The 12,140-nt window shown below is 30.0% G+C and carries 13 protein-coding genes and 1 pseudogene; 8 read left to right on the plus strand and 6 right to left on the minus strand.

The genetic code is table 11. The annotated features are described in order from the left end of the window. The 4 genes from MYRA21_RS08705 (at window position 1) to MYRA21_RS08720 (ending at window position 3,456) form a co-directional block, all read left to right on the plus strand. Window positions 1–915 carry a pentapeptide repeat-containing protein gene (locus MYRA21_RS08705; protein WP_039328846.1) on the plus strand — a complete coding sequence of 305 codons (915 nt, stop codon included), beginning with the start codon at window positions 1–3 and terminating at the stop codon, window positions 913–915. Between the two features lie 271 nt (window positions 916–1,186). Next, complete coding sequence (locus MYRA21_RS08710) at window positions 1,187–1,546, plus strand: hypothetical protein (protein ID WP_039328848.1); 360 nt, start codon at window positions 1,187–1,189, stop codon at window positions 1,544–1,546. A 187-nt stretch (window positions 1,547–1,733) separates the two neighbouring features. Beyond that, window positions 1,734–2,621 carry a hypothetical protein gene (locus MYRA21_RS08715; RefSeq protein ID WP_039328850.1) on the plus strand — a complete coding sequence of 296 codons (888 nt, stop codon included), beginning with the start codon at window positions 1,734–1,736 and terminating at the stop codon, window positions 2,619–2,621. Window positions 2,622–2,631: 10 nt separating this feature from the next. Then, window positions 2,632–3,456: a hypothetical protein gene (locus MYRA21_RS08720; RefSeq protein ID WP_144246094.1), complete on the plus strand. Its 825-nt coding sequence runs from the start codon at window positions 2,632–2,634 to the stop codon at window positions 3,454–3,456. Between the two features lie 443 nt (window positions 3,457–3,899). Here the strand turns inward: MYRA21_RS08720 and MYRA21_RS08725 are convergent. Next, window positions 3,900–4,777: pseudogene (locus MYRA21_RS08725) on the minus strand (IS982 family transposase). 673 nt (window positions 4,778–5,450) lie between these two features. Here MYRA21_RS08725 and MYRA21_RS08730 point away from each other — a divergent pair. Together MYRA21_RS08730 and MYRA21_RS08735 are read left to right on the plus strand one after the other, a co-directional pair. Then, window positions 5,451–5,885, plus strand: a complete 435-nt coding sequence (locus MYRA21_RS08730) for a DUF3408 domain-containing protein (protein ID WP_052237534.1) — start codon at window positions 5,451–5,453, stop codon at window positions 5,883–5,885. Continuing rightward, complete coding sequence (locus tag MYRA21_RS08735) at window positions 5,885–6,184, plus strand: DUF3408 domain-containing protein (protein ID WP_039328853.1); 300 nt, start codon at window positions 5,885–5,887, stop codon at window positions 6,182–6,184. Before MYRA21_RS08730 ends, MYRA21_RS08735 begins: the two co-directional genes overlap by 1 nt. 67 nt (window positions 6,185–6,251) lie before the next feature. Here MYRA21_RS08735 and MYRA21_RS08740 read toward each other — a convergent pair whose 3' ends face one another. The 3 genes from MYRA21_RS08740 to MYRA21_RS08750 form a co-directional block, all read right to left on the minus strand. Next, window positions 6,252–6,722, minus strand: coding sequence for a RadC family protein (locus MYRA21_RS08740; RefSeq protein ID WP_039328855.1), 471 nt, complete (start codon window positions 6,720–6,722; stop codon window positions 6,252–6,254). Window positions 6,723–6,902: 180 nt separating this feature from the next. Further along, window positions 6,903–8,435, minus strand: coding sequence for a hypothetical protein (locus MYRA21_RS08745; RefSeq protein ID WP_039328857.1), 1,533 nt, complete (start codon window positions 8,433–8,435; stop codon window positions 6,903–6,905). 22 nt (window positions 8,436–8,457) lie between these two features. Continuing rightward, complete coding sequence (locus MYRA21_RS08750; RefSeq protein WP_039328859.1) at window positions 8,458–10,092, minus strand: hypothetical protein; 1,635 nt, start codon at window positions 10,090–10,092, stop codon at window positions 8,458–8,460. A 226-nt stretch (window positions 10,093–10,318) separates the two neighbouring features. On the opposite strand from MYRA21_RS08750, the gene MYRA21_RS08755 reads away from it, so the two are divergent. Next, the gene (locus MYRA21_RS08755; RefSeq protein ID WP_039328861.1) at window positions 10,319–10,861 is read left to right on the plus strand and encodes a hypothetical protein; all 543 of its coding nucleotides are present in this window, start codon (window positions 10,319–10,321) and stop codon (window positions 10,859–10,861) included. Window positions 10,862–10,925: 64 nt separating this feature from the next. On the opposite strand, the gene MYRA21_RS08760 is transcribed toward MYRA21_RS08755, so the two are convergent. Both MYRA21_RS08760 and MYRA21_RS08765 read right to left on the minus strand, forming a co-directional pair. Continuing rightward, window positions 10,926–11,243 (minus strand): hypothetical protein, encoded by a 318-nt coding sequence (locus tag MYRA21_RS08760; RefSeq protein ID WP_039328863.1) that lies wholly within the window; start codon window positions 11,241–11,243, stop codon window positions 10,926–10,928. A gap of 84 nt (window positions 11,244–11,327) precedes the next feature. Continuing rightward, the gene (locus MYRA21_RS08765) at window positions 11,328–11,732 is read right to left on the minus strand and encodes a helix-turn-helix domain-containing protein (protein ID WP_039328864.1); all 405 of its coding nucleotides are present in this window, start codon (window positions 11,730–11,732) and stop codon (window positions 11,328–11,330) included. Window positions 11,733–11,938: 206 nt separating this feature from the next. Here MYRA21_RS08765 and MYRA21_RS19150 point away from each other — a divergent pair, with 206 nt between their 5' ends. Further along, window positions 11,939–12,100, plus strand: coding sequence for a hypothetical protein (locus MYRA21_RS19150; protein WP_200888302.1), 162 nt, complete (start codon window positions 11,939–11,941; stop codon window positions 12,098–12,100). Window positions 12,101–12,140: the final 40 nt, after the last annotated feature.

Below are 12,140 nucleotides of genomic sequence, written 5' to 3' on the forward strand. Positions count from 1 at the left end.
ATGATAAAGAAAAAAATGGTTGACAGATGGAATTTATGTCAAAAATTAAAAATGGTTAAGGATAAAGTAGGGAGTCTGTTGTTAAAAGGAGGAGAGTTGTCTTCAATTAGTAATTCTATTGAATTTGTTGAAGGAAAACTTGATTTAAGAGGATTAGATTTAAAAACTAAAACTATTCGTAAGTTAAAAGTTTGTGATGCTGATTTTAGTTTCTCAATGTTTAACGATTGTTGGGTTGAAAAATCTTTGTTTGAAAGATGTTACTTTGAAAAAGTTGATTTTTCTAGCTTTTCAGATCATGGGAATATTTTTAAAGAATGTGTCTTTAAAAATTGTAAATTTAACGGTGCAGTTTTAGGTTATGATGGAACTAAATTTTTAGAATGTGAGTTTATTCAATGCAGTTTTGCAAAAGCAATTTTTATACGACCAGAGTTTGTGGGTGTTTTTTTTAAAAACTCTCGTATAAAAGGCCTTGATTTTAATGCTTCTTCATTTGAGGAATGTGATTTTGAAGGTCAATTAAATGATATATGGTTTAGAGGAGGTTTTCCTTTAAAATCAGATAACAAAGAGTTTGGTAGTCCTAAGAAAAATGAGATGAAAAATGTTTCATTTGTCAATGCTGAACTACATGATTTGACTTTTAGCGATCATTGTAATTTATTAAATGTTGAAATTAATGCTTCTGGAAAGTATTATAAATTTGATAGATGGAGTGAGAGGCTTCTCTTAATGAAAGAAAGTATATCTAATTGGAATGTGGAGGAACAAAGAGAAATAGAGATATTTATAAATGTTTATTCTGTACATGCTCAGAATCAAGAATGGCATATTCTAAATATCGAAGATGTAGAAAGAGAATATGGAAAGGAAATAGCATATAAAATAGTCTCGTTCTTAAATTCTATTTAAAAGTGTGCCTATAAGTAATTATTGATAATTTTTTAATGAGAACCTATCATATACAATACAACCTCCTGAATAATACTGTTTAGGAGGTTTCTTTTTTATATTGTTTGAATGACGTTATTATTTTGAGTGAATAATGATTAATTTTATTAAATAAATAAAGTCAGTTCTTAGTACAGGCTGGTAAATATGTTGTGTCAAAATGTTTGATAAATGATCTAATTAGTAAATTTTAGAAGTACTGATACATGTATTAGGATTAAGTAAGAAGAATATGAATTTAATTAGAAATAATAAATTACTATATACTTTTGATGATGAAGTTGTAAGTAAGTTCGTTTATGATATTGATAAGAATAAAATAGAATTAAGCTTCGACGGTTTCTATGATTTAGAAAAAGATGAAGTGATAGATAGAAAATGTATCTTAATTATTGAAAGTTGGAGTAAGGCATTATCTAGATTATATCCTAATTCTAAATTTGATAACTTAGAAAGTAGTTTTGGTATAATAAGTATGATTGTTGCTGTTAATGTGGAGTATGATGAAGTATATATGACTGTAAGTACAATTGATAATCGTCACTATGATTTGATATTTTTAAAACCTTCATTGTATATATCGTTGATTTAGTGATTTGCCTGATTAATTTGTTGTATATAATGTTACAAACTTTGTATAAAGATTCATTAAAATAATTTTAACTCCTAAGCAATTATGTTTAGGAGTTTTTTATGCTCTTTGAATAATGTTTTTCTGTTGAGAGAATAATGGTTAAATTTATTAGATAACAAAAAGTTATTTCTTAGTATGGACTGGTATGCATGGCGTATCAGGTGGGCTGATGAGTGAGTTAGATGGTGGTAAGTTTATCTCTGGCTTTGCTAGTGGAGCGATTAGCTCGATGATATCCAGTGGTATTGGTAAATTAGGACCTAAGACAGATACTAACGGTGTGGTCACTGAAGGTGTATTAAGCACTAGTGATAATAAGGCAATGATGATAGTAGGTGGTGGATTATCAGGAGGTATATCTTCTAGTATAGCAGGAGGAGACTTTATGAAGGGCATGCAGCAAGGACTGATCACCAGTGGACTGAACCATTCGATGCATGAGGTAGTCTATAGTTCAAGTAGTTCAAACAGCAAGAGTTTAGTTGATTATGAAGGAGAAATGCAAGATGCAATAGCTAATAGAACAACATATTTAGAAGGACAAATAGAAAGTTCAAGAGAAAAGTTATCAACCTTAGATCCTTCAAAAGGGAGATATACAAAATTGAATAATAAGATTGGTGATTTGGTAGATCAGATTACTGAGCTTGGTAAAGCTTCTAGGTCAATTAATAGTGTTTTAGACAACATTAAAAGTGGAAAGTATATTGTTAATGTGTTTAAAAGAGGGACAATAGTTAGTGGTGGTAGAGAGTTACATGGCGGTTTAAGTTGGGGGAGTAATAGGAATATTTTGAATATCTATTATAATGGAAAAACCAATGTATTAATACATGAAGCAATTCATGTTCATAATGTTATGTTTTCTAAACCCATTATATTAGTTCCTTTTGAAGCAAATACTCTTGTAAGGTTTAAGATTTATGGTTCAGAAATAGCTGCTTTTAGAGTTTCTTATAGTTTAGGTGATAAATTAGGAGTTGGCTCTATGGAGCAAATTACAGATGATTTTTTGAAAAAGAATGGCTATTAATTTATGTATTATGAAAAATTTTTTTTACTTTATTTTGTTTAATGTAGGGTGTTTTGCTCAACAAAAAGAAGCAATAGAATTATATGTAAGTGAGAAAGGAACTCGTTTGTTCTTAGATTATAAGAATGAAGAATATGCTTATTCATCTCATTCAGATGTTTTAAAGTTAGATATTCATACTTTAATTAATCCTATAGAAGCTTATGGCAGTTTTAAAAGAGTTGACGATAAAATTATTCAATTAAATAATGAACAGCCAGCAAGGATAAGAGATTTAGTTAAGGATTATTTTAAAGTTAGTTTTACTAATAAAGGTGAGCTCGTTAAAGATAAAATAGAAGTAAACTTAACTATTAAAAAAGGGTATTATGAAGAGTACTTTGAAGATCCCAGTAAGTATAATAGTCATCAAGAATCTAAATATATTATAACACTGTGTTCAGAGAAATATTTAGTGAGTGATTTTGACAAAGCTAGAGGCACAAGTGGATGTATTGTGCTAAGAGAGGGCATGAATATTTTGTCTTCAGGAGATTACGGAAGGTTGAGGGGGGAGTTTTATCTGAAGGTTTATCCTAATTTTTATAATCCTGTGAATAGAGAAGGTACAGTGTATGCAGCTTCTATTTTAAGCCCAAAGTTTAAGTTTCATAAAAGTATAGATATAGAGTTAGATCTAGATCCACTTATGTTTTGTGTAGCTAATTTTGATGGTGATTATATTCGAGTAATTTCTGATACCATCCTTGAGTTTAGAGGAGAGCGATTATTTTTGAATAAAGATGCAAAAGTTAAGATTGACAAGGAGGGAGGTATAAATTATTATTACTATTAATTTTAAAACTATACTGTGTATGGTACTCACTTTTATAGTGACAGTGTGTTTTGGGAATAATGATTAACTTTATTAGAGAAAATAAGTTACTTTCTTAGTAAAAGCAGAAAAGCATGGCGTATCAGGAGGACTGATGAGTTTGATGGTAGTGGTAAGCTTACCTTTGGCTTTGCTAGTGATACTAAGCTGATAATATCGGTAAATTAGACTCGAAGACAAATGTTAACGGTGTACTAAGTGGCTTGTAACACTAAGGCTTTGATGATAGTAGGAGGTTGGCTATCTGGAGGTATTTCCCTTAGTATAGCTGCTGGGGATTTTATGAAGTGTGTATTAAAATGATTGGTTATTAGTGTTTTAAATTGTGTGATACATAAAGTTGTGAATGGAGATGATAAAAAGTGAAGTAATTTAATTCATAATTGATTTACCCGTTGCACATTTTAAATAATAGGTTTCTTTAAAGTATTTAGATTTCTATTGTGTAAGAATTTATTAATATATTGAATTGTAGTCAAGGCAGTTACCTTAGATAGTATTCTGGTTTTATATCCATCAAAAGATTTAACATGATTACGTCTAATCATAAACTGATCACAAAGTTGTGAGAATAAGGTCTCAATTCTTTTTCTTCCTTTTTGGTATAAAAAGAATTGAGGTTTATAATCAAGTTGATTTTTTCTTTTAGGAGTACTTAACTCAATATTGGCACTCTCAAATAAATCTAATTGTACCTTGCTTGATAAATAACCTTTATCTCCAACTAACACACAATCATTTATTTGATATTTTACATCTTCTAAATATTTGATATTATGTACAGAAGCTTTAGTTAAATCTAGACTATGAAAAACACCTTCAAATGAACAAACCGCATGTAGTTTATATCTATAAAAATGCAAGGATTGAGAGGCACAATAGCCTTGATTTGGAGAAGTATCGTATTGCTCTTTACAAATTTTAGCTCTATTACTTCTTGATAGTTTACAGACCTCTAATGGCATACTATTAATAATAAAATGAGTTTGATTATTATTTAATAATCCAGAAATTTTAGCTCTTAAAGCTTCAATATGAAAAAACAAACGACGTTTCCTTCTATTATAAACACTGCATTCTATTTTGTGTTGTAATTCTTTAGGTAAAAGTGTAAACAAATAATTCTCACTATCTATACAAGATATTCAGCTGTTAGGCAAACACTTATTAGTTCGATATCACTTAGTTTAGGTTTTCGTCTTTGATAAGAAAGTAAAGTATTTTCACTAATTGACTGTAAAACTTCTAAGACTCTTTTGTAATTTGCAAGCAAGTTGTCCATTGGTAAATTTTTGGGTAGGATCTTAAATTTACTGCTTATTATAAGCATGGGCAACTTTTTTTGTTACTTATTCATAATGCACAACGGGTAATTGATTTATATATAAATAGGGGTAACGATAAAAATTAGCATATCTTTATTTGTTTAAAATTTATCATATTTTAAAGTATTCAATTAGTATCCAACTAACACAGAAAAGCTCAATATGAGATACAGAAATCCGTAACCCCCTCAATATTTTGAGTTTATATCCTATTTAGACAAAAACTAGCGACTTCGGAGTAGTTTTCCATCCCTCTGCAAGAGCAAGTCGTTTTGATGGCACGAATGTAGTTTCGAGTGCCTCAAAACATAACTTGCTGTAATCTTTCGATTACTAAATCCATCAATTTTACAAAGTAAAATCCATAGTGATTTCATATTAAGAAATCACTCACTATTTGACACTAAAGTGCCAAGTGCAACTTTAAAATTCCATTTAAAGTTTTCAAACTGTATATATACTTTCTTTGCTGTAAGATAGTAAGGTAAGTTTTACAATTACCTATGAAATAGCATTTTAAAGCTGTTTTAAAATGATCTTGGTGTAAAAACGTATTAGTATAATGTTTCCAACAAACTAAAACTTACAACTATCCATAATGTAAAATGTAAACCTTTAAAAAAATACAATATGAAAACAGTAAACCAACCATCAAAAAAAGACAATCAAAGTGAGTTAGTCGATGAAGACTACTTAATGAATATCATGAGTGGTGATATGGAAGTTAAGCCTGCAAAACAAGCTAAGCCAATCTTAGAAGAAAAAGAAGAACCTCTAATCCAAGAAGAAGTAACAAAAGTCAAGGAGAAGAAGCCAAAGAAAGAAATAGCAACTACTAAATACCAAGAGCTTTTTCTAGTTAATGAATTTCCTTCATCCAGAGCAGGAAAGGTTGTTTATATCCGACCTGAGTATCACGAAGTATTACTTCGTATAGCCCAACTGGCTAAAGAAGAAAAAACAACGCTTTACTCTTATTTAGACAATATCTTAAAGCAACATCTACAGCAGTATAACTCTGAAATTACCCAATATTTTAATGACAAATTCAAACCTATTTTATAATGGAAAAACTTAATCAATTAAGAGAATTAGCTCAAGTACAAACGACTAAGAGTATAGAGAATTATGTAGATACTTTTTTAAAAGAAATATCTACTAAGGCAAAAGATGGTAAAACGGTTTATAGGCAACCAGAGTTCCATAAGAAGTTAACCCGTATAGTTCAAGTAATAGGCGAAAATAAGGTATCTGTCTATACTTATCTAAATAATCTATTAAAGCATCACTTTAACGAATTCGAACAAGAGATAACTACAAGCTTTAATGAAAAGAATAAACCTATTTTTTATGTATTTCAATAAAACAATAAAGAAGTAAAACTGTAAAAGCACCTTTACAGTTTTACTTCTTTAAAAAAACAAAGGCATCTTATAAGATGCCTTCATCTGCAAAAGAGTAGTAACTCTCTGCTGTTATAATTAAATGATCTAAAAGCGTAATATCAAGTATCTTACTTACTTCTTTAATCTTTCTTGTAATTTGTCTATCAGCATCACTTGGAGCTAATTTTCCTGATGGATGATTATGTACAATCAAAAATGCCGTAGCATTCGCTTTTAAAAGAGCGGAGAAGATAATTCTTAAATCTACTATTGTACCTGTTATCCCTCCTGAGGAAACTTCTAATACTCCAAGTACTTTATTGTTGTTTGAAAGCATAAGTACTTTAAACTGTTCTAATAATTCAATCTTATTACTATCCCAAGCTTTTAATGCTATTTGATAGGCACTATAAGAAGATGTAATCTGAGGTCTTTGTGAAGCCTTTACTTTTGATTTGTAAATCAATTCTACTTCTGATGCGATAAGCCATTCTGTGTTTAAAACTGTACTTTCCATAATATTAAATTTTTTAAATTAATTATGCAGCCACAATTGGTAATGGCTTAGCGAGCGCAAGAAGCAACGCAATAAAGCGAAGACTTTAGTCAAGCATTTATGGGGGAATTTCTTGTAAGCGAACCGCAAGGCATTGCCTAACTTTGTGCAGTTATTAATAAAAAATATCCCCCATTTACTTTATGCATCTATAAAATCAAAGAACTGCTTTAATGAATCAATAGTAGAATTATCTAAAATTAAATTATTGTCTTTCTGCTGGATATTCTTCTGCGTATAGGTAAGCAAAAAGGAATTTAGTTGATTAATTAACATATTTAATTTAGGTGCATTATCATTCTCTGCATACAAAGCTAAACTGAGTAAAGTATTTAGATTTGAAGTATGAGGTAAATAAGTTGTATGCACAAGTATATACATCTGTAGTTTTATATATAGACACCTATGTAGCTTATTGGTTGAGATAAAACTTTGCTTTTTAGTGTGAGCAATCTTTTTCTTAATAAATTTATTAATCTTTGAAAGTGGATATTTGAGTCTAAAGATACTCTCTCCATAATCACAATCATAGTTGTCCATCCAATGAATAGAAGGATAATACCCGTTGGAGTAGATTATGTTTTCCTCTTTGACTACATCTTCAAAAAAATGTATGTTTTCAAAACTGTACTCTTGGATAAAGAGTCTTGTGTGTGCAATAATTGTAAATCTAAGATCATCATCTTTACAACTAAAACGATCAATTACCTTCTGTACTTCATTAGCTTCTTCTTTGGTAGTAAGAACTAAAAGGTAGAAATGTTTAATCGTCCTTTCATTTTCAAAGGTTACAGTTTCATGAAATTTATAGATTTCCTCTACTCCATTAGTGTTAGTTAGAGGTAATAACTGGTCTATATATTTAAATCTCTTTTCCTTTTTTCCTTTTATCTTAGGCTTTATTTTATAAGGTCTTGAGTCAAACTCAAACTTATCAAGTAGTTGTATAACCATTATGTGTAACTTCGCTTGAACTTTCTCGAGTGCCAATGCCCAATCATCAAATCGCGCAGATTCGGAATCTCTATCGATTGCTTCTATTATATAGAATAAGTTCTCTTCGTCTTTCACAAATAGCGTCTTTATCTGAGGAAATACTCGTTCGAGTAGTAACAATCTTTCTGTAAGAGTACTCTGTGAATTAATAGTTCCAAAGAGCATTGTTTCAATAACACCTAAATCATGTTCAAAGAATTTTAAATAGAAATAAGTAACACCGAATTCTTCATCTTTATTAAGACCATTACTGTAAGATGATAAAAGATTATAGGTCTCTATGTATTTTTGCTTGAAACTTTCTACATCAGAGGAATAACAATAACTACTTGGCAATTCTGTATTATCATCTTTGTAAAGTAAAAGCGTATCACCTAAACATAATTTGATAAATGCTCTTCCAGCTTTATCTTGTAACTTAAAATCGTTATCGTCTAATAATACAATATGATAATTACTATCTTCTAAGAGTGCTTTAGTATATTCCTTACTAAATACCTTTGTAGCTTCTTCTTTGTTTTTTACGTGAAGCCAGAATACTTCAAGGTCATAGGATGAACTATAGACACCACCATACCAAATAGTAGTAACTTGCTTATCTGTTATACTACTTATTAGCTTTTTCTCAAGGTTCTCAGGGAACTTCTGCTCTTTTAGTAATTGAAATTTAGTTTCCATAATTTTTAATATTTAAGGGTTATTAATTGGTATATATTTCTTTAAGGTGATTGTAGAAGTGATTACAAATGTGTAGTGTGTTTAAATACTGCTCTTGGGAAGGAGTACTAACGGGGGTTGATTGTCTTGGGAAGTAAGGCAGTTTTGTATTTAGAAAATAGAAAAGAGCATCTGACTGTTCTACACTCATTAACTGATTACTATAATCTCTATCAGCCCATTGTACGAGTTTCCATAAGTAACGAGGACTAGCAAAATGAGGGACATAGTTTAGCTTCTTATATAAGAATGAAAGACACAATTGCTTGAAAATACTTCCTAACTGTACAACATGTCCAATTTGATAAGTAGAACAACCAGACAAATCCATCTGTAACCATTGACTTTCTAAGTTATCTTGACATAGTTTCCAAAAGTCCTTTTGCCAATTAGAACTATCAGTATCTTCGGGTAGTTCAAAAACAGGAAGAATAAATTTAGTATGCTTCTTTTTGGTTCTACTGTATACTATATTATCATCTGTAATGTGCTTGTAGATAAAAGGTAAGAACTTTGTGCCATGACGTTCTGTCCAAGTAGTTTTATGTAATAGGCAAGTGATTTCAACTCGTTGATTAAAGTGATTTCTGATTAAGGTTGACATATGCTGTTCCATTTGAATCTTAATATCAGCACCGACTATAAACAAGAGGAATTCTATTGAGTCATTAGAAACTTTACTTTCTATTAAATAGATTAAGTCAATACGATAGCTTTGAAGAAGTCTTTTAATCACGGCATTCAGCATGAACTGTTCATATTCTACTTTAGAGAAAATTTGCTTTCCCTTTAAATCACTAAGTAGATACTCAATTCTTGGTGTAAAAAAGTTATTGACTCCTTTTTCAAATTGTTCGCTTATAACAGTACATATACTCTCAAGCTTAACAAGATCATTATTTTCAATTGTCATCATGCTATTGCAATCAACATTCAATAGATTACACAGATACGCTTTATCAACCTCACTATTGATAAAGATTTGACTTAGTTCTGGGTAATTATTTTCTATTGATTCTAAAAGCTCTACATCTGAATTATAAATGAAGGTATTTTTAGGAAACAGCATGCTTTGAACGCTGTGAAGATAAAGGCGTATGATATGCACATACATAATCAATACAGCTTGAAATTGCTTCTGTTTAACAAGTGAATCAATAAAACGAGTTTTATAATCCTCGTGTTTTTGTTTTATCTCCAATACCCAATTATCAAGTTGTAGGAGTTGTTTTCTAATAGAGAAAGTATAAAAGTTCTGCAATAAGCTTCCCCAACTACTTTCTTTACGAGAATAGATTATAAACTGTGGGTTTAGATAGAGAGATAAATAAGTAAAGTGAAAATCACTTTCAAAAGGGAATACAATGTGTTTACAAAACGTTACAACTACACCGAACTGTTCAAATACTTCTTTAGCCCACGAAGATTCTTGTAGCTCTTGTTTTTTAGCATCTGGTATATCCTTATTTAGAACAACCGTTATTTGCTTGATTGGTGAGAAATGCGGACTTGTTGCAAAGATTAATTCAACATTTCCATTATTGATCTCATAGAGTAGTTTCTCTTGAACAACAAGAGGAATACCTTGTAATTCGTTGATTTCTAATTTAGTTTTCATAAGCTTACAGTGTTTAAGGTTAACAACTGCAAGTTCTTACCTTGATTTACTGTAATCTATTCGTTTATAAGGTATTATATCCGATTGTGTTTTTATTAGGAATCTCAGGATTTATCATTATTCAATTACATTACCTATTTTTTTAAACGGATAATTTACCGATGAATACGAATAGTTTACTGATTTACAGTAAGGTAGTTTTAGGAGAACTTAAAAATCATGAATTATGAAAACGTACGATTTTACTTTAGAATCTCATTTATGGACAAAAGAAGATATAGAGTGTCCTTATGAACTATTAGACTGGTTAAGCGATCTTGCTCATATAGATTATTTTCAAGAGCAGATACGCAATTACTGTTGGTATCTACTTAGTGATAAAATGTATGATAAGGCAAAGGTGTCGGAAGTTATTTTTGATTTAACCGTTTTACAATCCTTGTTTAAAGCAAGCTACCGAATCTTTTTGAACCCTAATGTGTTTATAGAGAAAGAACTTACTGTTTCTACAATAACTGAAGAAGATTTACAAGAAATGAAATATGTAAGTGAACAAGAGTTTAAGGATCCTTACTTAGTCTTTAAAAGTGTTTTTGAGCAGTTCACATTAGATAGCATAACGAACTCTTTTTTCAATTTAGTTTTAGCAACAATGGCTAATAATGCATCTAACAAAGAATATGATAGTGATGTATCAATGCTCGTTTTTCACAGATTATTAGAAGCTTGCTTGTTAATACAAGTACGCGACACTGCCAATTATAGATAAATATCTATCTATAAAAGGAAAAAGGTAGAATACCGTCCATAGTAATTCTACCTTTTTTTATTGTTTATATCCAATGATAAGATTTGTCTTTTCTGTTTTGATAACAAAGTATATCTTCTTTTCGAAGCTCTGGAAAAAATCTAATAGCTCTTTCAATAGCGTAATTAGGTAAGAACTTAATCTCCTTACATATTGTAAGAAGTACCTTATCTCTGCCATACAACCGAACGATTTCATCTATTTCACTTTGATCTCCACGTTCAATTACTCGTGCTATAATTGGAATATATGCTTTCTGATAATCAAGCTTATTAATATCAGTATCCCAAAATAATTGAGTTTTTAAAGATGAAATATCAGTTAGTTTTTGTTCTTTTTTCATACTTTAAATATACTGATTTTAAAGGTAATAAAAGACAAAAAACTAACCATAAGGTTAAACTTTTATAGTGTAATTAAGTTTTATCTACTTACTTTGAATCAACTTTTCTAAACGATTCATCATTTCATCTTTCTCTTTAAGCATACGCTCATACAAGGCAATCTTTTCTTCGTGAAGTTGAACTAACTTATCTATGGGATTGATGTTATTATTAACCACTACACCAACGCAGGCATTATCATTAAATGTACTTGAAATAATATTAATCGCTTGCTGTTCATCAAAATTCTCAATCGCTTCAACAGGTATTTTAAGCACCTTAGAAATCTGCTGTAACAGTGAGTTATCAATTACCTCTTTCTGTTCTAAAACAGATATCTTTTTTTGATTCCAATCTTCTCCTAAGTCAAAAGCAAGAACTTCTTGTTTGATTCCAAGCATTTCTCTAAAACGCTTTACATTTCTTCCTTGATGTATTTTATGTTCCATAATTAATTAGCAGAATTAGGCAGGCTAAAAAGAAAGCCAAAGATTAAAAAAGATTGAAAGGTAAAGTTATAAAATATCCTGTAAGAATAGAAATTTAATTCGCCTTCGTGAAACAAGGGTACATTATAGTACCAAGTACGACCAATGATTGCCAAAAAATCATACTGAGATAATCCACTGGCTATTTTTCAGTAAAAGGCTACATTATGAGAACAAAACTTGAAATTCCAAAAATCCCAATAGAAGAGGGAAGGACTTACTTTAAGAAAGAGGGAATAGATTTAACAGAAGAAGAAACCGCTATTGTATTGGAGTTTATGTACACATTAACACGCTTTGTGTTTAAGGAATACTTTGATATAGAGTAAGTTATTTGTATATTTATACACTTCCAACCAAAACAATTGT

The organism is Myroides sp. A21, from assembly GCF_000807225.1.
Lineage (GTDB): Bacteria > Bacteroidota > Bacteroidia > Flavobacteriales > Flavobacteriaceae > Flavobacterium > Flavobacterium odoratimimum.